Here is a 20,046-nt window from a genome sequence, read left to right on the forward strand (position 1 = left end):
GTTGTCCCACAGCTTGCGATGCTATATTTGTAAGTCGTTTCTTACATATTCCCTTTGAGCCGCTCTTTCAACCAACAACTCGATCAGCACGGCGCCTGGCGAAGCAATTTTGCTCACCGCCTCCAGTGGCTGTCCCGCTGGCTGACCGAGAACGAGCTGCTCGACCAAGCCGTGGCCGAGCGCCTGCGCGGCCTCGAGCTGCAGATTCGCAACAGCAAGGTCATGGTCGCGTTCGTGGCCGAGTTCTCGCGCGGCAAGTCGGAGCTGATCAATGCGATCTTCTTCTCCGGCTACGGGCGGCGCATCATGCCCGCCAGCGCCGGGCGCACGACGATGTGCCCGACCGAGCTGGGCTACGACGCCGCAGTGCTGCCCAAGCTGCGGCTGCTGCCGATCGAAACCCGCCTGGAACCGCATTCGCTCACGTATTGGCGCGAGAAGCCCACGCGCTGGACCGAAATTGCCATCGACGTGGAGAACGCCGAGCAATTGGCCCAGGCCATGGGCAAGGTGGCTGAAGTACGCTGGGTCAGCAAGGACGAGGCCAACGCGCTGGGCTTCTGGAACGAAGAAACGCCCGACGACAACCCGGTACAGGACGCCGAGGGCCGTGTCGAAATTCCGCGCTGGCGCCATGCAATTCTGAACATGCCGCACCCCTTGCTGGAGCAGGGGCTGGTCATTTTGGATACCCCGGGCCTGAACGCGATCGGCGCCGAGCCCGAACTCACGGTCAGCCTGATTCCGCAGGCGCACGCGGTCGTTTTCATCCTCGGTGCCGAAACCGGGGTGACGCGTTCCGACCTGTCCATCTGGCGCGAGCACCTGGTCACCGAAAGCGAAGGCAGCGATACGCGCTTCGTGGTGCTCAACAAGATCGACACCATGTGGGACACGCTCAGCACGCCCGCGCAGATCGAAGCGCAGATCGAGCGGCAGCGTGAAGTAGCGGCCAAGTTTCTCGAGGTTCCGCTCGTGCAGGTGCTGCCGGTTTCGGCGCAAAAAGGCCTGCAGGCAAAAATTCAGCGCGATGCGCGGCTGCTCGATGCCAGCCGTTTGCCGGCACTCGAGACGCTGCTCGCTGAAGGCGTGCTCGGCAAGCGCGAAACGATGCTGCGGCTCGCTGTCGATGCCGGCATGGTGGCGCTGCGGGCCGAGGCCGAGCGCATATTGAAAGTGCGCCAGCGCGATCTGTCGGAGCAGGCGCTCGAACTGCAGGGGCTGCGCGGCAAGAACGTTTCCGTGATCCGCCACATGCGTGCGCGCATCGACCAGGAGCAGACCGAGTTCGAGGGCAGCAACACGCGCATCCTCGCCCTGCGGTCGGTGCAGGGCAAGCTGCTGCGCGAGGTGTACGCCGTGCTCGGCCGCACCGCGCTCAAGGCGGACATGGTGCGGCTTTCGACCGCGCTCAAGCGCCCGGGCATCAAGCTCAACGTGCGCAAGGTGTACGGCGAAACCTTCGATTCGCTGCGCAACAACCTGCGCGAGGTGCAGGCGACCACGGCCGAGATCCAGTCGATGCTGCACGCCACCTTTCGCCAGCTCAATGCGGAGCAAGGCTTCACCTTGCAGGCGCCTGCCGAGCCCGACCTGACGAGTTTCGAGCAGGAGCTGAGCCAGATCGAGCGCAGCCACATTCATTACCTGAGCGTCGGCAATCTGCTGAGGCTGGCACAAGCGGATTTTTGCGACAAGCTGGTGCGCGCGCTCGCGAGCCGGCTGCGGCTGGTCAACGAAGCTGCAATGACCGAGGTCGAGCGCTGGAGCAAGGGCGCAAGCGCGCAGATCGACGCGCAGCTGAAGGAGCGCCGCCGCACCTTCAGCAAGCGCATCGAGGCGATCGAGCGCATCCAGAATGCGGCGGGCAATCTCGATGAGCGCCTGCTCGAGCTCGCCACGCAAGAGAGCAGCCTGGCCGAGCTGCATCTTCGGCTGCATGAATTCACTTCGATGATCACGCAGCAGGGGAGGCCGGCCGCAGCGGCCGCCATCGGCGAACTGCGTGCGGCCTGAGCGTTCGGTGTCCGTCGGCGCGACGGAGTTGCACGTACCGCTCGATTTCGCGCAGCGTGTCGTGGCCTGGCAGCGCAGCCATGGGCGCAGCGAGTTGCCGTGGCAGAACACGCGGGATCCCTATCGCGTGTGGCTGTCGGAGGTCATGCTCCAGCAGACCCAGGTTTCGACGGTGCTCGGGTACTTCGCGCGCTTTCTCGAACGGTTTCCGACGGTGCGGGCGCTGGCCGACGGAACGGAGGACGAGGTGTTCGGCCTCTGGAGCGGCCTGGGCTACTACAGTCGCGCGCGCAACATGCACCGCTGTGCGCAGGAGGTGGTGGCGCGTTTCGGCGGCGAGTTTCCGCACACGGCCGCCGAGCTCACGACCTTGCCCGGCATCGGCCGTTCCACCGCAGCGGCGATTGCGGCCTTCTGCTTTGGCGAGCGCGTTGCGATTCTCGACGGCAACGTGAAGCGCGTGCTGACGCGCGTGCTCGGCTTTGGCGGAGACATGTCTTCGTCGGCGCAGGAGCGCGCGCTGTGGGACCAGGCCACGCAGCTGCTTCCGCCGGCCGGGCAGAAAGAAGCCATCGCGAACTACACGCAAGGTGTGATGGATCTGGGTGCCACGGTCTGCCTGCCGCGCAAGCCGAGCTGCATGATCTGCCCGATGAACACGATCTGCGTCGGGCTGCGGGAGGGGCAGCCCGAGCGCTATCCCGTCAAGACCCGCAAGCTGAAGCGCAGTGCCCAGTCGCTCTGGGCGCTGCTGGCGCGCGATGCGCAAGGCCGCGTCTGGCTGGAGAAGCGACCGGCCAAGGGCATCTGGGCCGGACTTTATTGCCTGCCGGTGTTCGACAGCCGCGAAGACCTGCTCGCCGCGCTGCCGTCAGCTGCGCAGCGCGACACGCAAGACCTGCCGCCTTTCGTGCATGTGTTGACCCACAAGGACCTGCACCTTCACCCGGTGCTACTGCGCGGCGGCCAACCGCAAGGCGAAACCGCGCGCTGGGTGGACGCGCAAGAATGGAGCCGGCTGGGGTTGCCGGCGCCCGTGCGCAAGCTGCTCGAAAACAGCGCGGACTAAGTAGCTGTTTGCGAGGGCGGGCTCAGCCCGCGTCGAGCTCGCGGTGCCGCTTGAGGGCACCCCAACGGGTGCCGAATGCGCGCGCCAACTGCTCCACCAGGAACACCGAACGGTGCTGGCCGCCCGTGCAGCCGATGGCCACCGTCACGTAGCTGCGATGGTCTCGCGCCAGCGCATCCAGCCAGCGCGAAAGGAACTGCTCGATGTCGTCGTACATGCGCGCGACGTCTTCATGCCCGCGCAGCCATTCGATCACGGGCGCATCGCGGCCCGTGAGCGGCCGCAAGGCGGCCACGTAGTGCGGGTTGGGCAGCATGCGCACGTCGAACACGTAGTCGGCGTCCAACGGCACGCCGCGCTTGAAGGCGAACGATTCGAACACCAGCGTCAGCGCGCTCTGCGGCGCCGAGATCAGCGCCTTGATGTAGCTCTGCAACTGGGCCGGCCGTATCAGGCTGGTGTCGATCACGTCGGCGCCGTCGCGCAGGTCGGCCAGCAGTTCGCGCTCCAGTTCGATGGCCTGCACCAGTGCGCGTTCCTGCTCGGGCGCATCGGTGCGCCCTTCCTGGCGCGACAGCGGGTGGCGCCGGCGGGTTTCCGAATAGCGGCGCAGCAGGGCATCGGTGGTGGCGTCGAGGAACAGCGAACGCAGCGAAACGCCATCGCTGCGCAAGGCCTCGAGCTGCTGCGGAACAATCGGCAGCGACACGCCGCTGCGCACGTCCATGGCAATGGCGACGCGCGTCGCCTGCTGTTCGTGCTGCAGCGCGATGAAGGGCGTCAGCAGTTCGGGCGGCAGGTTGTCGACGCAGTAGTAGCCCGCGTCTTCCAGCGCATGCAGCGCCACCGACTTGCCCGAACCCGACATGCCGGTGATGAGCACCAGATCGAGGTCCATCACATCGTCGCCGAAGTCTTGTGGCCCAGCATTTCGCGGGCATGCGCCAGCGAGGTTTGCGAGACCTTCTCGCCGCCGAGCATGCGGGCGATTTCGCGCGCGCGGTTGTCGTCGTCGAGCCGCGAAACGCCGCTTTCGGTGCGCGGGCCGTCCTGGCCGGCCGCGGTGGTTTGGCGCTTGGCCACCACCAGGTGGTGATCGGCGCAGGCGGCCACTTGCGGCAGATGGGTCACGGCCAGGACCTGGCGGTCGCGTCCGAGCTGCTTCATGAGGCGGCCCACGGTCTCGGCCACAGCTCCGCCGACGCCGGCATCGACCTCGTCGAAGATCAGCGTCTGCGCGGCGCCGAGCTGGCTGGTCGTGACCGCAATGGCTAATGCAATGCGGGAGAGCTCGCCGCCCGAAGCCACCTTGCCGATGGGGCGCGGTGTGCTGCCGGGGTGGCCGCTCACCAGAAAGGCAACATCTTCGAGGCCGGCGCGGCCCGGCTGCGCCAGCGGCTGCAGCTCGACTTCGAATCGGCCGCCCTGCATGCCCAGCCCCTGCATGGCCTGCGTCACAGCCTCGGCGAGGCGTGGTGCGGCTTGCTTGCGGGCTTTGGCAAGCGCCTTGGCTTCCTTCATGTAGGCCTGTTGCGCGCTTTGTTCGGCGCGCTCCAGGCCTTCGAGATCGCTTTGTGCGTCCAGGGCCTTCAACTCTGCTTGCCACCCGGCCAGCAGCGCGGGCAGGTCGTTCGGCGTGCGCTTGTAGCGGCGTGCCATCGACATCCACAAGCCCATGCGCTCGTCCAGTTCGGCAAGGCGCTGCGGATCGGCCTCGGCATCGCGCAGGTAGCCGTGCAGCGAATGGGCGGCGTCGGACGCCTGCGCCACGCTGGAGGCCAGCACTTCGCCGAGCGTGCGGAACTCGGGCTCGATGTGCTCGCAGTTCTGCAGCAGGGTCACGGCGCGCGAGAGTGCCGCGAGCGCGCCGTTGTCGTCGTCTTCCAGCGCCTGGCTTGCGCCTTGCGCCGCATCGATCAGCGCCTGGGCATTGGAGACGCGTGCGTGGTTGGTCGAAAGCTCTTCCCACTCGCCTTCGGCGGGAGCCAGCTTCATCACTTCGGCGATCTGCCATTGCAGCCGCTCGCGCTCGCGTTGCAGTGAATCTTGCGCCGAGCGCGCGTGGTCGAGCGCGGAGAGCGCCTGCCGCCAGCCTTGCCAGGCCGCGTCCAGCGCATCGGTGCGTACGCCCGCATAGGCATCGAGCAGGCCGCGCACGGCCTCGGGCCGCGTCAGGCTTTGCCATGCATGCTGGCCGTGGATGTCGAGCAGGCGGTCGCCAAGCTCCCGCAGCTGCGTGGCCGTGGCCGGGCTGCCGTTGATCCAGCCGCGGCTGCGGCCCTGCAGGTCGACCGTGCGGCGCAGCAGCAGGGCGTCGCCGGATTCGAATCCGCCTTCATCGAGCCAGGCTGCAAAGGCCGGATCGGCGTCGAATTCGGCGCTGACATCGAGCCGTTCGGCGCCCTCGCGCACCGCGCCCGCGTCGGCACGGTTGCCGAGCGCCAGTTGGAGTGCGTCGATCAATATGGATTTGCCCGCGCCGGTTTCGCCGGTCAATACCGTAAAGCCGGTGGACAGATCGAGTTCGAGTGATCGCACGATCACGAAGTCGCGCAGTGCGATGCGTCGCAACGCCATCTCAGGAGCCCCCTTCGTTCCAATGAAGTTTCTTGCGCAGCGTGTCGAAATAACTCCAGCCGCGCGGATGCAGAAAGCGCACCCGGAAGTCGGAGCGGCGCACCACCACCCGGTCGCCGATGGCGAGCGACGCCAGAGACTGCATGTCGAAATTGGCGCTGGCGTCGCGCCCCGACACCAGTTCGATCACGATTTCATCCGCGTCGGGCAACAGCACCGGGCGGTTCGACAGCGTGTGCGGTGCAATGGGCACCAGCACCCAGCCCGGCACCGCGGGATGCAGCAGCGGCCCGCCGGCCGACAGCGCATAGGCCGTCGAGCCCGTCGGCGACGCGATGATCAGGCCGTCGGCGCGCTGGTTGGCCACGAAATGCCGGCCGACCGAAACGCGCAGCTCGACCATGCCCGACGTGGCGCCGCGGTTGACGACCACGTCGTTCATTGCCAGCGCATCGAAAACCGACGCGCCGTCGCGCATCACATGCGCATGCATGAGGCTGCGATGGTCTTCTTCGTACTCGCCGGCCAGCATCGGGATCAGCGTGGCCTGGTAGTTGTCGAGCGGAATGTCGGTGATGAAGCCGAGCCGGCCGCGGTTGATGCCGATCAGCGGAATTCCGTAGCACGCCAGCTGCCGGCCGATGCCCAGCATGGTGCCATCGCCCCCCACCACCAGGCCAAGGTCGCAGCGCTGGCCGATTTCCTCGACGCTCAGCGGCTCGTAGCGGCCGCCGACGCTGGCGTCCGCATCGGCTTGCTCCACGGCGGATTTTTCGACGAAAACCGTGCAGCCTTGCGATTCCAGGAAGGCGCCAATATCTTCCATGACGCCATCGCGCGCGTCCGCTTGCGCCCGAGCGCCTGAAGCCTGGTATTTGCCGATCAGTGCGACGTTGCGGAAGCGGGAAGTCATCTACAAATTACAACATCAAAACCTTCCCCATTCGCTTGACCATGCGGGTTTTGCAGGCGCTGTCTCTTTCTGACTCAAGCGCGGCGATCACGATCCACTCTTTCGCGTCCTGGCCGAGTTCCTCCGCCAGCGCTCCGGCAATTGCCGGGCTCAGGTGTCCGCGTGCCTTTGCGGTGTGAAGTGCACCTCTCGAGAGCTTCAGCTTTTCGGTCCAGAAGGGTGCTGGTTGCTGAGCGAGGGCGGTATCTAGCAGATTGATGGTCGTTTGCATATTGGTCGATGCCTACATGTTGTATTCATGCCTACAAGGTGAAGTTATGGTACTTCCCTAGTTGACTACAAGGTGTAGGCATAGGCGTAATCCTGTCTGACTACATGTTGTAGTCAATCTTACAGGAGCCACCATGATCAAAGTCAGCATTCCCGCAGTCGTCACCCGCAACATGACCGGTGTCGGCAAGACCTCGCAGAAGCCGTACAACCTCGAATTCCAGACGGTCTACGTGCACACCATCGGTAAGGATGGCAAGGCCGCACCTTTCCCCGAAAAGCTCGAAATCATCCTCGACCGAAACGAGCAGGGCCAGCCGCTGGTCTACGCCGTTGGCGAGTACCTCCTGCACCCCTCCAGCTTGTATGTGGACCGGACCGGGAGCCTCGCGGTGGCTCCGCGCCTCGCTCCGTTCGCCAAGGGCTGAAGGGGTGCACCATGCTCGTCACTCCTGACGCGCTGCACGCCGCCCGGCTCGCTCTCTTGTCGGCTGCTGTCGAGGCAGCCTTTAAAGCGGCAGTCGAGGACGGCTATGACGGTCTGAGCATCGAGGCCACCGTGGACGAAGGCGTGACTGCCATTGACCTCACGTACACGCAACGCGGCGTTCCGATGGGTGGTCAATCGCTATGACCACCATCGATATCACCGAGGTCGTTCGCGGCGTCGCTGCTGCCCTCTGGGGCGCTGCTGCTTGCGTTTTCATCTACACCGATCTGACGCTTCCTGGCGTCGTTGAAGCTTCCATGGCCGCGTGCCAGAGGTTGCTATGAGCCCGAACGACGCGCACCACGAAACGTGGTTCGACAAGCTTGGGTATCGGGTGCTTTGCCTCGGTTGCACAGCGTTCGTTCTCTCCATCGCGAGCGGCATGGTTTATGGCTTCTGGTCGATGCTGCTTTCGCCGTCGAGGTGCTTTGCATGAGCATCTTCGCCCGCAACTTCCTCCGCCTTCGCTTCTGGCTTGAAGGCCTCGACGGTGCCGAGCATCGTTCTCTCTCTCCCTATGAGCAGCGCATGGCCGACCGCCTGCGTTCCGAGGCTGCATGGCTGATCGAGGCCGCGCTGTGACGATCACCGTCTGGTTCCCTCGCTTTCGTGGCCTCGGCACGCGCGTTTGCTCGTGCATGCCCGAGGCCCGTGCGTATCAGAGTTGGCTGAAGCAGCTCGGCGTGACCTCTGTGATCGAGGTCACGAAATGAGCTACCTCGGCGCACATCAAGCCTCGGTCAACGCCGCTCGCGCATCCTCCATGGAGGCGCTCCGCGCGTTCTCGCAGCGCCAGACCGCGCGCGATATGCAGGCCGCAGAAGCGCGCGCAGCGCGCGGGCTTGTCTCAGTATCAACAAGTGGTTTTGCTGCTCTCCCTACCGCTATGCGGTGGGCAGAGCAATGCATAACCATCGACCGCCACCAGTCGCGTGTGACGCGACTCCGCAAGGGCGTTGGCGTCGGTGCGAAAGCGCTTCTGAATCTCGGCGAGGGTCCCTGCGAAAACAACGTGATGGTGACCCTCACCTACGCGGGCGACAACAGCGACTGGAAACCGCGCCACGTGTCCGACTACATCCGCAAGGTCCGCGAGTGGTTCAAAGACCGTTGCCCCGGTGAACGCTTGCGCTATGTCTGGGTTGCCGAGCTTCAACAGCGTGGCGTCATCCATTACCACGCCGTCTTTTTCCTTCCCGCAGGGGTCCGCATGCCTCAAGCCGACCGCAAAGGCTGGTGGCCCCACGGGATGACCAACACGCTCAAGGCCACCGCACCCGTGGCGTACCTCATGAAGTACGCCAGCAAGGTTGAGAGCAAAACTATCGGAGGCTTTCCACGTGGCTCACGCATCTATGGCATCGGAGGCTTGGACGCTCCTGGCGCTGCTTTCAAGCGTTGGGTTCTTTGGCCTGCTTATGTGCAGGGCAACGCTTCGGTCAACGACCGCTTCCGCCCTGCGACGGGAGGCGGCTACCTCAATGCTCAGACCGGCGAGTTTCTCGCTTCTGAATTCGCACCAACAGGCGGCGGTTTTCAGAGCTTTATCCGTGTGCGAACCACCCCCCGCCAGATCGATGCGGCCGGACCGTTCTCCTGGCTTCCCGAGCCCGTGACGCTGCATTAAGGAGCACCCATGACAGAGATTCAACTCGACGCGCTGCTCTCGGCCATCTACGGCGTCGGCACCGTTCTCATCTTCGCCATTGGCTACGTGGGAGGGCATCTGCAATGACAACGCGCATCGTTGCTTGGGTCGTTTTCCTTGGTATCTGTTGGGGTGGCTATACGTGGGTTCGCACCCTCAAAAACCCCTTCGATCCCGGCCCCGCTGTTACCGCGTCAATGCCCGCCATGACGCACTGCAAAACGGAGTGTGAGGAATGACCGGAATCATCGCCGCCATGTTCGCCGTCTGGGCACTTGGGTTCGTCCTCGGGTGGCAGATGCGACAGATCAAAAGCACGCTCTACGCCGCTTGAGATTTCAACTGTCAGGCTGTGATCGCCGCGGCCTGACGGGTGCAATCCCGCACTGTTTGGAGGTTCACATGAACAAGCAATTCCGTACCCAGTTCGTCAAGAAGGCCGCAGCTGCTGCCGCAACCCTCGGCGCGAGCGCTGCCGCTCTCGCTGCCGATCCCACCACGGCGCAGGAAGCCTTCGGCCTCGCCGCTGCCAACAACAACGGCTTCGGCCCTGGCATGTGGGGCATGGCCGCTATCTCGGTCGGCATTCTGATCGGCGTGAAGTGGATCAAGCGCGGTCGCGGCGCTGCCTAAGCCTCGGGCTTTTTCTGGTGTGCACCCCTCGGGGTGTGCACTGGTAAACGTCTGGAGCAACCATGGATCGCATCGCGCTTCTTTTCATCGCGTTGGCCCTCGCGGCCTGCGCTGCCACCAACCGCCCCGGCGATCCCTTCAAGGATCGCATTCGTGCATGCGGCACCGTCATCGGCACGTGCGGGAGTCAGGTGTGGTGATCGTCCTGCGCTTCCTGGCTGCGCTCTTGTTGCTATGCGCGTCCGCTGCAAATGCACTCGTGCCTACAGTCAGCGAGTGGACGTACAACGGTGCGCCCGCCGTGAACGGCCAGCCGCAGTATTGGCCTACCAGCGGTGAGGCCTGCAACCATCGCTTGCAAGCGCTCAAGACGCAGTACCCGGGGTCAGCGTCGCAACTGACGATTGCGTTCTGTACTGAGCACAGTGCGACGACGGGGTCGATGCAAACCAACCTCAACGGATCGGCGTTTGAGTCTCGTGCTTTGACTGGTCGCGGTGCCAACTGTCCCGCGAACAGCACTGCTGTGACTGGTGGTTGCCAGTGCAATTCGGGCTACAAAGAGAGCGGCGGGCAGTGCGTGCCGGACGTTAACCAGTGCACACCGAATGCCGGTAAGGTACAGATCACAAACTGGACCGTTGGCTTTTTCCGCACGCCCGACGACAACGATTTCTCTGCAGTTGGGCCGGTGAACAAGCTGCCGACAAGCGGCTCGTTTTGTTCCGGTGGTTGCAAGATGAATGTTCCCGATGCTGGCGCTCCCGGTTGGGCTGCTTGGCGCAGTCAGTCCCCGAATGCGCAGGGTCTGTATCGTGGATCGCTGGACGTGCCTGCTGTGAACAGTGGCACCGAGTGCACTGCCGGTTCTGCGGATACGCCTTTGAGTCCTGTAGCTGTAGAGCCTGCATGTCCTGGCGCCGTGGGCGAAGTTAATGGCAAGTTGGGCTGCTATGGCACCGCGCAGAACCCGGTGACTACGACGCCATCGGACAGGCCCCCAGTGCCGCCTATTGCTGGCAACCCGACTGCGGGAGCGAAGCCAGCGACTGGAGAGGGATCGGGCACAGGTAGCGCTGGTCGCACGCCTTCGACAGGCAATGGTGGCAACGGCGGTGGGCCTGCTGCTGCGGGTCAAGGCGGTAAGGGTGGCTCTGCTGGTGGCACGGCTACCGGTACCGGATCGAGTGGAACCGGCGAAGATGAAAAGCCCGATCCATGCGGTGCACCGGGTCAGCCGGAGTGCAATGTGAAGGTCAACGAGAAGGGTACGCCCGAGAGCGCAGGAACGACCTACGAAACCGCAAAAACCAAGCTCGACGAAACCAAGACCAAGAACGATGAGCAGCTTGCGAAGGCCGCTGGTCAGGGCGATAAAGGTTTTCTCGAACCTGTGCGCTCGATGTTCTGGGCACCGCCGATTGCAGCTTGCGAACCGATGGGCCTTCCTGGTCGCTTCAATGGCCTCACAGTAGACGCATGCGGTGTTGTCGACGGGGGTAGGGCCTTGATGGGCTTCATTTGGGCCGCTGGTGGCCTGTTCCTGTGCCTCGGCATGGTCAAAAGGAGCATCTGATGCCTTTACTCGCTGCATTCATTGGTTCATTGGCCAGTGGCTTGGCCACGCTCCTGGCCACGCAGATGGCCTACACCACGGCGCTCAAGATCGCGGCCTATGCCACGTGGATCACGGTCGCGACGGTGTTCTTTGCCTCGGTCTTCGTCTGTTGCGCGTCGCTCTATTCGATGATGGTTGGCGCGGTCGGTTCGGGCGGTGGTAGCGGCAACTGGATTCACCTATTCTGGGTCGGCCTCGGCATGTTCATCCCTGGGAACGCAAGCGCTGTCATCGCGTGCGTGGCCTCCGTCTGGATCGGCACCGGCATTTGGAGGATTCAGCGCGTCGGCATTGAGAGCTTCTCGAAATGACCGATTACGCACTGACCGGCAAGAAGGGCACCGGCAAGAGCAAGAACGCGGTGCGCCTGATTCGCGACCGCTACCTGTCTCATAAACGCAAGGTCGCCACCAACCTCGATATCGACCTGCGCGCTATGTTCGGCGATCAGTCGAGGTGCACCTATGTGCGCGTGCCTGACAAGCCTTCAGCATTCGATTTGCTGGCTGTGGGCCATGGCAATCCCGACAGCTACGAGGAAGACAACAACGGCGGTTTGTTTCTCGATGAGCTCGCTACTTGGCTCAACACCCGTACCTTTGCCGATAAGGGCCGCGCCGATGTGCTCGACTACTTCGCTCATGGCCGAAAGTACGGGTGGGACACGTGGTACATCATGCAAAACATCCTGCAGATCGATAAGCAGGTGCGTGAGTCGTTCATTGAACAGACCGTGCGCCACACGCGATTTGACAAGGTGCGCATCCCTTTCGTCGGCGGCTTGATTTCGCTGCTGTTCGGCGAGAAAGCCGGGTTCTTGCCCCGCTTTCACATGGCCGTCTTCCGCATGGGCACTAACCCGCAGGACCTCGTCGCGAACCGCGCGACGTTCGTCGGCAAAGACCTTGAGAAGTGCTACGACACGCGACAGGTGTTCATGCACGATTACCCCCATGGCACTCACTCGGTGCTGTCGCCTTGGCACCTCTATGGCCGCTTCCTGCCCCAGCCGAAGCCGTCGTGGCTGGCCCAGTTCATCGCTGGCTTCAAGCCTGGGGCATTGCTGCCGAAGCCTCGGTTGCCGGTGGCCGTGCCCGATGAACGCTGGTTGCGGATCGTTCGCCTATGTCGTGAGCTGCCGCCTCCACAGCGTCTCTGGGTCATGTCTCGTTTTGCGAGGGCGAGCGCGGGCCGGTAGCCCTGCGTGAGCGGGGCGGACGGTTCGCGCGTAGATCGCTGTCGCGTTCATCGTCCGCACACCTTTAAATCGCCCCCTTCATTGCTAAGCCGGAAGTTCGGGGACCCGCTTGCGGGGGAAAGACCCACGTGCACCCTGTACCCGGCATTTCGTCGCTGTGATCAATCTGCCCGCATGTCTGGGATGTTCGCTGTCGTTGCTTTGCCTGGCCCTCTCCGTTCGACTGCTCGGCTCGAAGTCATGCCTTCTCTCACGCCGTCGCGTACAGCGGCTTTCACCACGAGGTACAGGACATAGAACATCACTGCCGTGATCACTGCACCGATGGCGGCTTGAAAGATCAGGCCCTGCAATACGGCGGCTTGAAGTTGCTGTAGCTGTCTGTCCATCTCCGCTCCCGAACGTGATATTTCTAAATGTACTATGCTATGAAAATAATAGCGCAAAGTGAGGCGGGCTGATGCTTGTTGGCTATGCAAGGGTGTCCACGAATGAACAAGAAACCCAGATGCAGTTAGACGCGCTGCGAAGCGCCGGTGTACGGACAATCTACGCAGAAAAGACCAGCGGCATCGGTCCTCGGCCAGAGTTGCATCGGGCTCTTGCGGCGCTGCGACCTGGCTCTACATTGGTGGTTTACAAGCTTGATCGCTTGGCGCGTAGCCTCAAGGATTTGCTCCACCTGTTGGAGCACTTGAGGTTGGCTGGCTGCTCGGTGAAATCGTTGACGGAGCCGATAGACACGTCTACGCCGATGGGCGAATTTGTGCTCCAAATTTTGGGCGCTGTTGCCCAGCTAGAGCGCTCAATTATTCGTGAGCGATGCGAGGCCGGGAGAGTGGCCGCGAGGGCGCGAGGTGTGCTCTTTGGACGTCAGCCACTGGTGACTGGGGAGCATGCGGCGGCTGCTGCAAAGCTGTATCGGGCTGGGTTCACCATCGATGAAGTTGCGGCGATGATCGACGTTTCCTACAACGCTGCGCGTTCTGCTTTGCTTCGTGCTGGTGTGGTGCTCCGGCCTAGGCGCCGGAGATTTTGAATGACAAATTGTTGTGACCGCGTGCAACAATGTGCTGCGTCATCACTTCATTCAGCAGGCAATCGATGCGCGCATTGGCCCCTTTTATTTTGGCCTTCACGATCCCAACAGCGGCTATGGCGCAGAGCGCGGCCGATTTGGCTTACAAGCGCTGCGATGAGGCCAGCGGTCCCCTTGGTCAGATTATCGCAATCTGCGCCGACTCCCTCAAAGAGAAGAGTCTCACAGTCCGGACACGTGCGCGTATCCACGCGATACGGGGCAATGCTTATAAAGACCACGGGGGCGCTGCGCAAGCCATGGTCGAATACGACCAGGCTCTTCGCATCGACCCCCAGTACCCTCACGGCTACAACGGTCGCGGCGCGGTGTGGAACCAGCTCGGAGAGCCGCGCAAGGCCGTGGTGGAGTTCGATAAAGCCATCCGTCTCGATCCGACAATTGCGATATTTTTCGGCAATCGGGGCACGAGTTGGAACATGCTGGGCGATGACAACAAAGCCTTATCCGATTTCAACGAAGCTGTCCGACTCGGTCCTTCTAATTCGGATATCTACCAAGGTCGAGCGATCGTCTGGGGGAGTCTAAAGAACTACGAGCGTGCCATCGCGGATAGTAGTGAGGCGATTCGGATTGCCCCCGGCAACGTACAAGCCTTAAACAATCGCGGGATCCTCTGGTTGGAGCAAAACAACTGGCCCAAGGGCATGGCGGACTTCAATGCTGCCATCAAGATTTCGCCGGGCTTCCCGATGGCACTAAAGAATCGTGGCAACGCATGGAATCAAGTAGGTGACTACGATCGCGCGCTGGCTGACTTTGACCTTGCGCTGCGAGGAGCACCGGGATTCTTGGAGGCCTTGTATGGCCGGATGCGCTCATATACGGCTAAGGGGAATTTCGACAAAGCACTCGCCGACGGTAGTGAGGCAATCCGGTTGTATCCGACCGATCCGATGCCCTATCTGGCCCGTGCCGAAGTGTGGCGCCGAAAAGGCGACAACGGTCGCGAGGAGGAAGACAAGATGAAGGCGTTCAAGCTCAATCCAAAGCTCAAAGCGGTGTTTTCAAAGTCGCCGACATCTGGCACGGACAAACCCTCAACTGTGAAGTAGACGGCCAAGGTTTTTAACGTACAACACTAAAATCTTGCAATGCTGGACGACCGTGCCAAGTTGCTCCTCAAGACGCTAGTCGAGCGTTATATCGCCGAAGGCCAGCCGGTCGGGTCGCGGACTTTGTCGCGTGCGCCCGGGCTGGATCTCTCTCCGGCGACCATCCGGAACGTCATGTCGGACCTGGAGACGCTGGGCCTGATTGCCAGCCCGCACACCTCCGCCGGCCGTATTCCCACAGCCCGCGGCTACCGTCTTTTCGTCGACACCATGCTCACCGCCCAGCGCGAGCAGATGAGCACGCCCAGCCTTGCGCCCGATCAGCCGCAGAAGGTGATAGCCAACGCAGCCAGCCTGTTGTCCAACCTGTCGCAGTTCGTCGGCGTGGTCATGGCGCCGCGGCGTGCTTCGGTGTTCAAGCAGATCGAGTTCCTGAAGCTTTCCGACCGGCGGCTGCTGGTGATCATCGTCTCGCCCGACGGCGACGTGCAAAACCGCGTGATCTTTCCGGAGGCCGACTATTCGCAGTCCCAGTTGGTGGAGGCATCGAACTACATCAATGCCCACTATGCGGGCCTGACCATCGAGCAGGTGCGCGACCGGCTTCAGTCCGAAGTCGAAAAACTGCGCGGCGAAATTGCCGCGTTGATGCAGGCGGCCGTCAAAGTCAGTTCCGAGGTGCTCACCGAGGCACAGGAAGACGACGTCGTGATCTCCGGCGAGCGCAACCTGCTTTCCGTGACCGATTTTTCGAGCGACATGGGGCAGCTGCGCCGTGCTTTCGAACTGTTCGAGCAAAAGGCGCAACTCATGCGGCTGCTCGATGTCTCGAGCAAGGCCGAAGGCGTGCGCATTTTCATCGGCGGCGAAAGCCAGGTGGTGCCGTTCGAAGAGCTTTCCATCGTCAGCGCCAACTACGAAGTCGATGGGCAGGTCGTGGGCACCCTGGGCGTGATCGGTCCGACCCGCATGCCCTACGAGCGCATGATCCAGATCGTCGACATCACCTCGCGGCTGGTCAGCAACGCGCTGAGCCACCGTAAGTAAGTAGGCAGCGCCGCGAATAGAATCGAGTTCTCTCGTGGGCCGTTAGCTCAGTTGGTTAGAGCAGCGGACTCATAATCCGTTGGTCGATGGTTCAAGCCCATCACGGCCTACCAACCACTTGGCATTCATTCATTTGTGAGCTTGGTCCGCCGAGGGCAAAAATGGATGCTATAATCGATAGCTGTGCGGCTGTAGCTCAGTTGGATAGAGTACTTGGCTACGAACCAAGGGGTCGTGGGTTCAATTCCTGCCAGCCGCACCACTCTCTTAAAGGGTTAGGACATTAACGTGTCCTAACCCTTTTTCTTTTTGCGCGAACTTTTTCGCGCGATCCGCGAGATTCGGACGTCCAGTTTCTCCGTCGGCAACGGGATGCCGATGTCAGAACAACGATGGTTGTTCTTCGGCCCTGAGCCCCTTCGAAGTAGTGACATCGATCGGTTCCTTGCCGATACTGGTGGCAAACCACCGAAAGGTGTTGGTTCGGTTGTCGCTGCGCCCCGTGGTCCGCACAAACAGATAGCCTGACGTGGCGTTGCCCAGCCCGTCAACCGGAATGCCCGCGGCTCGAAGGGCTGCAACTTCCGCGCTGGCGCTTGTATCGAAGGGCAATTGCAGCGTGACAGTCGCGTTATGGATGACCTGATTGACCATTGCTTCCCCGTCAGAGTCAGTGAAGCTCAGAGCTTCGCCCTCGCCCAACTCATCAACAGCGGCGCTCGGGAATTGAAAGCGTGACTTTTTTCACGCGAATCCAGGAATGTTAATGATTACTGTTGCGGTAACAATTAGTGCAGAAGGCATAGCTGGTCCGCTGCCTGGCGAGGAGTGCCTTCGCGAGTGGCTCAACGATGTAGGCACAAACGGCGTAGGGCGACCATGAGCACTCAGGCAAAGCGGCTTGCGTTTTCGCTCTTCGTCCTGTCTTTGGCGGCAGGCTCGGCATCGGCAGGAAAGATCACATGCGTTCCGGGTGCGAGCAGTGGAGCCGCCTCGCCTTTCAATTCGATTCGCAGGATTTCGATCGACGAGCACTCTCGCACCGTCAACATGGACGTCGTTCGCTCCAGGACCAAGGACACGGAAACCATGGGCAAACTGAGAGCAGATCTGGTGAGCATCGAAGACAGCCAGTCCGGGGAGCCCGTCTACGTCTTCAATTCCATTCCGACGGTCGGCGTCGAAACCACGAGCCTCTTCAAATTGTTCAAGGCGACGGAGTGGCGCCTGATAAGTGCTGGCGTGACTTTCGTGAACAAGGTGCCTGTGCTGCGAGCCGTCGAGCAAAGCGTGGTCTTCGACTGCAAACGCTCGGACATGGGGTGAGAAAACCGGGTCCACGCGCTTCGGATACCGCGTGATGAATCGGGGCACAATATGTCGAACGGGTGGCCCAAGGATCAATGATTTCAACAACTTAGCGCCGGCAGGAACCATGGCCACAAGGGCTTGAGCTCTTCAATTCCGGCCAGCCGCACTTCACCATGAAGGCCTGCAACGAGAGTTGCGGGCCTTTTTAAATTCGGAGGTTTTGCCGTGAGCAAAGCATTCACCAAGGAAACCGACGCCGACAGCGACGACGATGGCGGCGACAGCGCCGCCCCCGCGTTGCCGAGCGGCAGCAAGAACTACATCACGCCCGCCGGCTATGCCCGGCTGCGGGACGAATTACTCCAATTGATGGATGAAGAACGCCCGAAGGTAGTCGAAGCCGTGCATTGGGCGGCAAAGAATGGCGACCGCTCGGAGAACGGCGACTATCTCTACGGCAAGAAGCGCTTGCGCGAGATCGATCGACGCATCCGTTTTCTTACCAAGCGCCTCGAGATTGCCGAAGTGACCGATCCCTCGGTGCATCACGGCAGCGACCAGGTCTTCTTTGGCGCGACGGTGCGCTATGTCGATGAAACGGGTGACGAGCGCAGCGTGACGATTCTGGGCATCGACGAAGCGGACAGCGCCCAATCGCAGGTCAGCTGGATCTCCCCGATTGCCCGGGCCCTGCTCAAGTCACGCGAAGGTGATGTGGTGAAGCTCGTCACGCCGGGCGGCGCGCACGAGATCGAACTGCTGTCCGTGAGCTATCCCGCTCCGGGTTCAGGCACGGCGGCGTAAGCGGCGCCGCTGCCGGACGGGCGGCATTTCAGGTCAGGGCGCAGGAACCGTCCGCGCAGCCGTCAGCACCGAGGCAGTCCGCCGCGCGGAGCGCAATACCGCGTCGAGGTGGCTCCGGTCGCGCACGGCGATCACGAAGCGCAGGTCGGTCGAATCCTGCGGTGTTTCGTCGGCCATTTCGACATGCGTGATGTCCGCTTCGGCATCCGCCAGGGTCGCGGCCACGCGGGCCAGCACACCCTTGTCGTTGCGCACGGTAATCACCACGCCGGTTTCGAAAGCGCGGGTGGGCTCGTCCGCCCATTCGACCGCAAAAAAGCGTTCGCTGTCCTTGTGCCGCAGGCGCTGGCCGACGCCGCAGCTTTCGGTGTGCACCACCAGGCCTTCGCCGTGCCCGAGGTAGCCGACGATTTCATCGCCCGGAATCGGGCGGCAGCACAGTGCAAAGCGGACCGATGAGTTCTCGCTGCCGTCCAGCGTGACGGCGCCCTGGGAAATGGTTTCGTGCGAAATGAAGCGCTCGCGGCTCAGCAGCAGCGCATCCGGCCGCTCGCCCAGTTCGGAGAGCATGGCCACGAGCCGCTTGGCGACGATGCTGGCAATTCGCTTGCCCAGTCCGATGTCGGTCAGCAGTTCGGCGCGAGTGCGGTTGCCGGTGAAGCGCAGCAGCTTTTCCCACAGCGCCTGGTGCTCGGCGTCGTCGGCCGGCAGCTTGCTGAGGCCTTCGGCGCGCAACGCCTGCGCCAGCAGCTTTTCGCCCAGGCCCTCGGATTCAGCGTGCGCCAGCGTCTTCAGGTAGTGGCGAATCTTGGAGCGCGCGCGCCCGGTTCGAACAAAGCCGAGCCACGCGGGGTTGGGCGTCGACACGGGCGCGGTAATCACCTCGACCACGTCGCCGTTCTTCAGCTCTGTGCGCAGCGGCACCTGATCGCCGTTGATGCGCGCAGCAGACGTGTGGTCGCCGATGTTGCTGTGAATGGCGTAGGCAAAGTCGACCACCGTGGCGCCGCGTGGCAGCGCCAGAATCTGGCTCTTCGGCGTAAACACGTAAACCGCATCCGGGAACAGGTCGACCTTGACGTGGTCCCAGAACTCGGCGGCGTCGCGGGTTTCGTCCTGAATGTCGAGCAGCGACTGCAACCACTTGGTGCCGAGCCGGTCGTTGCTTGCCGCATTCGGCTCCGCGGCCTTGTACAGCCAATGCGCCGCCACGCCCGATTCGGCCACCACGTGCATGGCCTCGGTGCGCAGCTGAAACTCCACGTTCACACCCGCCGGGCCCACCAGGGTGGTGTGCAGCGACTGGTAACCGTTGAGCTTGGCAATGGCGATGTGGTCCTTGAACTTGCCCGGCAGCGGCTTGTACATCTGGTGCAGGATGCCCAGCCCGGTGTAGCAGGCGATCACGTTCGGCACGATCAGGCGAAAGCCGTAGATGTCGGTCACCTGGGCAAAGCTCAGGTGCTTTTCTTCCATCTTGCGGTAGATCGAATACAGCGTTTTTTCGCGGCCGGCAATCCGCAGCGTCATGCCGGCGGCCGAGAAGGCGGACTCGACCTCTTTCTGCACCTTCTGGATCAGGTCGCGCCGTCGGCCCCGCGCCTTGGCCACGGCCTTGGACAAGGTGGCGTAGCGCCAGGGCTTCATGTGGCGGAACGACAGCTCTTGCAGCTCGCGGTACGTCTGGTTCAGGCCGAGCCGGTGCGCGATAGGGGCATAGATTTCGAGTGTTTCGCGCGAAATCCGGGCCCATTTCTCGCGCGGCGCATCGTCCAGCGTGCGCATGTTGTGCGTGCGGTCGGCCAGCTTCACCAGAATGACGCGCACGTCGCGCGCCATGGCCAGCAGCATCTTCCGGAACGATTCGGCCTGGTTTTCTTCGCGGGTATTGAACTGCAGCTTGTCGAGCTTGGTGAGCCCGTCGACCAGCTCGGCAACTGGGGCGCCGAAGCGCTCGATGAGTTCCGGCTTGGTCACGCCGCAGTCCTCGATGGCATCGTGGAGCAGGGCGGCCATGAGCGCCTGCGCGTCGAGCTTCCATTCGGCGCATTGCGCCGCCACGGCAATCGGGTGGGTGATGTACGGTTCGCCGCTGTTGCGCAGTTGGCCCAAATGGGCCTCGTCGGCAAAGCGGTAAGCGCGGCGGACCAGCTCGGTGTCCTCGGGGCTCAGGTAATCGAGCCTGGCCGTCAGCGCGGCAAAGCTTGCGGCAGCCGCATTCAACGCCGCCGGGCTCGGCTTCGGCGTGCCCGAAGGGGCATGGGACTGATGTTTGGCAACCGCACTCATGGCTACCAC

The 20,046-nt window shown here is 62.6% G+C and carries 24 protein-coding genes and 2 tRNA genes; 19 read left to right on the forward strand and 7 right to left on the reverse strand.

Annotated elements, in window-relative coordinates; genetic code table 11:
- Positions 1–54: 54 nt before the first annotated feature.
- On the forward strand, positions 55–2,016 hold the full coding sequence (locus ABIC94_RS19515; protein ID WP_354374634.1) for a dynamin family protein: 1,962 nt from the start codon (positions 55–57) through the stop codon (positions 2,014–2,016).
- 7 nt (positions 2,017–2,023) lie between these two features.
- Complete coding sequence (mutY, locus tag ABIC94_RS19520) at positions 2,024–3,085, forward strand: A/G-specific adenine glycosylase (protein ID WP_354374635.1); 1,062 nt, start codon at positions 2,024–2,026, stop codon at positions 3,083–3,085.
- 22 nt (positions 3,086–3,107) lie between these two features.
- Here the strand turns inward: mutY and rapZ are convergent, their stop codons facing one another.
- The 4 genes from rapZ to ABIC94_RS19540 are packed head-to-tail and all read right to left on the reverse strand — an operon-like array spanning position 3,108 to position 6,846.
- Positions 3,108–3,983, reverse strand: coding sequence for an RNase adapter RapZ (gene rapZ, locus ABIC94_RS19525; protein ID WP_354374636.1), 876 nt, complete (start codon positions 3,981–3,983; stop codon positions 3,108–3,110).
- Positions 3,983–5,662: a DNA repair protein RecN gene (recN, locus tag ABIC94_RS19530; RefSeq protein ID WP_354374637.1), complete on the reverse strand. Its 1,680-nt coding sequence runs from the start codon at positions 5,660–5,662 to the stop codon at positions 3,983–3,985. The genes rapZ and recN overlap by 1 nt, the downstream gene beginning before the upstream one ends.
- A gap of 1 nt (position 5,663) precedes the next feature.
- Positions 5,664–6,575 carry an NAD kinase gene (locus ABIC94_RS19535; protein ID WP_354374638.1) on the reverse strand — a complete coding sequence of 304 codons (912 nt, stop codon included), beginning with the start codon at positions 6,573–6,575 and terminating at the stop codon, positions 5,664–5,666.
- 7 nt (positions 6,576–6,582) lie between these two features.
- Complete coding sequence (locus ABIC94_RS19540) at positions 6,583–6,846, reverse strand: hypothetical protein (protein WP_307595906.1); 264 nt, start codon at positions 6,844–6,846, stop codon at positions 6,583–6,585.
- Between the two features lie 133 nt (positions 6,847–6,979).
- Here ABIC94_RS19540 and ABIC94_RS19545 point away from each other — a divergent pair, with 133 nt between their 5' ends.
- The 10 genes from ABIC94_RS19545 to ABIC94_RS19590 all read left to right on the forward strand — a co-directional run bounded on the left by ABIC94_RS19545 (position 6,980) and on the right by ABIC94_RS19590 (position 12,432).
- On the forward strand, positions 6,980–7,273 hold the full coding sequence (locus ABIC94_RS19545; RefSeq protein ID WP_354374639.1) for a single-stranded DNA-binding protein: 294 nt from the start codon (positions 6,980–6,982) through the stop codon (positions 7,271–7,273).
- A gap of 11 nt (positions 7,274–7,284) precedes the next feature.
- On the forward strand, positions 7,285–7,479 hold the full coding sequence (locus ABIC94_RS19550; RefSeq protein WP_354374640.1) for a hypothetical protein: 195 nt from the start codon (positions 7,285–7,287) through the stop codon (positions 7,477–7,479).
- Positions 7,476–7,619, forward strand: a complete 144-nt coding sequence (locus ABIC94_RS19555; protein ID WP_354374641.1) for a hypothetical protein — start codon at positions 7,476–7,478, stop codon at positions 7,617–7,619. The genes ABIC94_RS19550 and ABIC94_RS19555 overlap by 4 nt, the downstream gene beginning before the upstream one ends.
- A gap of 148 nt (positions 7,620–7,767) precedes the next feature.
- Positions 7,768–7,917 (forward strand): hypothetical protein, encoded by a 150-nt coding sequence (locus ABIC94_RS19560; protein WP_354374642.1) that lies wholly within the window; start codon positions 7,768–7,770, stop codon positions 7,915–7,917.
- 127 nt (positions 7,918–8,044) lie between these two features.
- Positions 8,045–8,962, forward strand: coding sequence for a rolling circle replication-associated protein (locus ABIC94_RS19565; protein WP_354374643.1), 918 nt, complete (start codon positions 8,045–8,047; stop codon positions 8,960–8,962).
- A 423-nt stretch (positions 8,963–9,385) separates the two neighbouring features.
- Positions 9,386–9,616: a hypothetical protein gene (locus ABIC94_RS19570; protein ID WP_354374644.1), complete on the forward strand. Its 231-nt coding sequence runs from the start codon at positions 9,386–9,388 to the stop codon at positions 9,614–9,616.
- A gap of 62 nt (positions 9,617–9,678) precedes the next feature.
- Positions 9,679–9,816, forward strand: coding sequence for a hypothetical protein (locus ABIC94_RS19575; protein ID WP_354374645.1), 138 nt, complete (start codon positions 9,679–9,681; stop codon positions 9,814–9,816).
- Positions 9,810–11,192: a hypothetical protein gene (locus tag ABIC94_RS19580; RefSeq protein WP_354374646.1), complete on the forward strand. Its 1,383-nt coding sequence runs from the start codon at positions 9,810–9,812 to the stop codon at positions 11,190–11,192. Before ABIC94_RS19575 ends, ABIC94_RS19580 begins: the two co-directional genes overlap by 7 nt.
- A complete protein-coding gene (locus ABIC94_RS19585) occupies positions 11,192–11,545 on the forward strand; it encodes a hypothetical protein (RefSeq protein WP_354374647.1) in 354 nt (117 codons plus the stop codon). Before ABIC94_RS19580 ends, ABIC94_RS19585 begins: the two co-directional genes overlap by 1 nt.
- Positions 11,542–12,432, forward strand: coding sequence for a zonular occludens toxin domain-containing protein (locus tag ABIC94_RS19590; protein WP_354374648.1), 891 nt, complete (start codon positions 11,542–11,544; stop codon positions 12,430–12,432). The genes ABIC94_RS19585 and ABIC94_RS19590 overlap by 4 nt, the downstream gene beginning before the upstream one ends.
- Positions 12,433–12,593: 161 nt before the next feature.
- On the opposite strand, the gene ABIC94_RS19595 is transcribed toward ABIC94_RS19590, so the two are convergent.
- Positions 12,594–12,821, reverse strand: coding sequence for a hypothetical protein (locus ABIC94_RS19595; RefSeq protein WP_354374649.1), 228 nt, complete (start codon positions 12,819–12,821; stop codon positions 12,594–12,596).
- A gap of 119 nt (positions 12,822–12,940) precedes the next feature.
- Here ABIC94_RS19595 and ABIC94_RS19600 point away from each other — a divergent pair, with 119 nt between their 5' ends.
- From ABIC94_RS19600 to ABIC94_RS19620, 5 genes are all read left to right on the forward strand, one after another.
- Positions 12,941–13,471, forward strand: a complete 531-nt coding sequence (locus ABIC94_RS19600; protein WP_436318060.1) for a recombinase family protein — start codon at positions 12,941–12,943, stop codon at positions 13,469–13,471.
- Positions 13,472–13,536: 65 nt separating this feature from the next.
- On the forward strand, positions 13,537–14,586 hold the full coding sequence (locus tag ABIC94_RS19605) for a tetratricopeptide repeat protein (RefSeq protein ID WP_354374651.1): 1,050 nt from the start codon (positions 13,537–13,539) through the stop codon (positions 14,584–14,586).
- A 39-nt stretch (positions 14,587–14,625) separates the two neighbouring features.
- Positions 14,626–15,633 carry a heat-inducible transcriptional repressor HrcA gene (gene hrcA, locus ABIC94_RS19610; protein WP_354374652.1) on the forward strand — a complete coding sequence of 336 codons (1,008 nt, stop codon included), beginning with the start codon at positions 14,626–14,628 and terminating at the stop codon, positions 15,631–15,633.
- Positions 15,634–15,669: 36 nt separating this feature from the next.
- Positions 15,670–15,746 (forward strand) — tRNA-Ile (locus ABIC94_RS19615).
- Positions 15,747–15,818: 72 nt separating this feature from the next.
- A tRNA-Arg gene (locus ABIC94_RS19620) sits at positions 15,819–15,895 on the forward strand.
- A 119-nt stretch (positions 15,896–16,014) separates the two neighbouring features.
- On the opposite strand, the gene ABIC94_RS19625 is transcribed toward ABIC94_RS19620, so the two are convergent.
- Positions 16,015–16,287: a hypothetical protein gene (locus ABIC94_RS19625; RefSeq protein ID WP_354374653.1), complete on the reverse strand. Its 273-nt coding sequence runs from the start codon at positions 16,285–16,287 to the stop codon at positions 16,015–16,017.
- Between the two features lie 225 nt (positions 16,288–16,512).
- On the opposite strand from ABIC94_RS19625, the gene ABIC94_RS19630 reads away from it, so the two are divergent.
- Positions 16,513–16,959 (forward strand): hypothetical protein, encoded by a 447-nt coding sequence (locus ABIC94_RS19630; protein WP_354374654.1) that lies wholly within the window; start codon positions 16,513–16,515, stop codon positions 16,957–16,959.
- 210 nt (positions 16,960–17,169) lie between these two features.
- A complete protein-coding gene (greB, locus tag ABIC94_RS19635; RefSeq protein WP_354374655.1) occupies positions 17,170–17,748 on the forward strand; it encodes a transcription elongation factor GreB in 579 nt (192 codons plus the stop codon).
- A 33-nt stretch (positions 17,749–17,781) separates the two neighbouring features.
- On the opposite strand, the gene ABIC94_RS19640 is transcribed toward greB, so the two are convergent.
- Entirely contained in the window at positions 17,782–20,037 is a 2,256-nt protein-coding gene (locus tag ABIC94_RS19640; protein WP_354374656.1) for a RelA/SpoT family protein, read from the reverse strand.
- Positions 20,038–20,046 lie beyond the last annotated feature (9 nt).

It is taken from the genome of Variovorax paradoxus (assembly GCF_040544635.1).
GTDB classification, from domain to species: domain Bacteria; phylum Pseudomonadota; class Gammaproteobacteria; order Burkholderiales; family Burkholderiaceae_C; genus Variovorax; species Variovorax paradoxus_R.

Excerpts from the sequence above, each read along its gene's own strand:
- ABIC94_RS19560 (WP_354374642.1), top strand. The coding sequence starts at position 7,768 with ATGAGCATCTTCGCCCGCAACTTCCTCCGCCTTCGCTTCTGGCTTGAA.
- ABIC94_RS19605 (WP_354374651.1), top strand. The coding sequence starts at position 13,537 with ATGCGCGCATTGGCCCCTTTTATTTTGGCCTTCACGATCCCAACAGCG.
- rapZ (WP_354374636.1), bottom strand. The coding sequence starts at position 3,983 with ATGGACCTCGATCTGGTGCTCATCACCGGCATGTCGGGTTCGGGCAAG.
- ABIC94_RS19535 (WP_354374638.1), bottom strand. The coding sequence starts at position 6,575 with ATGACTTCCCGCTTCCGCAACGTCGCACTGATCGGCAAATACCAGGCT.
- ABIC94_RS19600 (WP_436318060.1), top strand. The coding sequence starts at position 12,941 with ATGCAGTTAGACGCGCTGCGAAGCGCCGGTGTACGGACAATCTACGCA.
- ABIC94_RS19585 (WP_354374647.1), top strand. The coding sequence starts at position 11,192 with ATGCCTTTACTCGCTGCATTCATTGGTTCATTGGCCAGTGGCTTGGCC.
- ABIC94_RS19555 (WP_354374641.1), top strand. The coding sequence starts at position 7,476 with ATGACCACCATCGATATCACCGAGGTCGTTCGCGGCGTCGCTGCTGCC.
- ABIC94_RS19630 (WP_354374654.1), top strand. The coding sequence starts at position 16,513 with ATGAGCACTCAGGCAAAGCGGCTTGCGTTTTCGCTCTTCGTCCTGTCT.
- ABIC94_RS19545 (WP_354374639.1), top strand. The coding sequence starts at position 6,980 with ATGATCAAAGTCAGCATTCCCGCAGTCGTCACCCGCAACATGACCGGT.
- recN (WP_354374637.1), bottom strand. The coding sequence starts at position 5,662 with ATGGCGTTGCGACGCATCGCACTGCGCGACTTCGTGATCGTGCGATCA.
- ABIC94_RS19640 (WP_354374656.1), bottom strand. The coding sequence starts at position 20,037 with ATGAGTGCGGTTGCCAAACATCAGTCCCATGCCCCTTCGGGCACGCCG.
- hrcA (WP_354374652.1), top strand. The coding sequence starts at position 14,626 with ATGCTGGACGACCGTGCCAAGTTGCTCCTCAAGACGCTAGTCGAGCGT.
- ABIC94_RS19550 (WP_354374640.1), top strand. The coding sequence starts at position 7,285 with ATGCTCGTCACTCCTGACGCGCTGCACGCCGCCCGGCTCGCTCTCTTG.
- ABIC94_RS19570 (WP_354374644.1), top strand. The coding sequence starts at position 9,386 with ATGAACAAGCAATTCCGTACCCAGTTCGTCAAGAAGGCCGCAGCTGCT.
- ABIC94_RS19575 (WP_354374645.1), top strand. The coding sequence starts at position 9,679 with ATGGATCGCATCGCGCTTCTTTTCATCGCGTTGGCCCTCGCGGCCTGC.
- ABIC94_RS19595 (WP_354374649.1), bottom strand. The coding sequence starts at position 12,821 with ATGGACAGACAGCTACAGCAACTTCAAGCCGCCGTATTGCAGGGCCTG.
- ABIC94_RS19540 (WP_307595906.1), bottom strand. The coding sequence starts at position 6,846 with ATGCAAACGACCATCAATCTGCTAGATACCGCCCTCGCTCAGCAACCA.
- ABIC94_RS19565 (WP_354374643.1), top strand. The coding sequence starts at position 8,045 with ATGAGCTACCTCGGCGCACATCAAGCCTCGGTCAACGCCGCTCGCGCA.
- ABIC94_RS19625 (WP_354374653.1), bottom strand. The coding sequence starts at position 16,287 with ATGGTCAATCAGGTCATCCATAACGCGACTGTCACGCTGCAATTGCCC.
- ABIC94_RS19590 (WP_354374648.1), top strand. The coding sequence starts at position 11,542 with ATGACCGATTACGCACTGACCGGCAAGAAGGGCACCGGCAAGAGCAAG.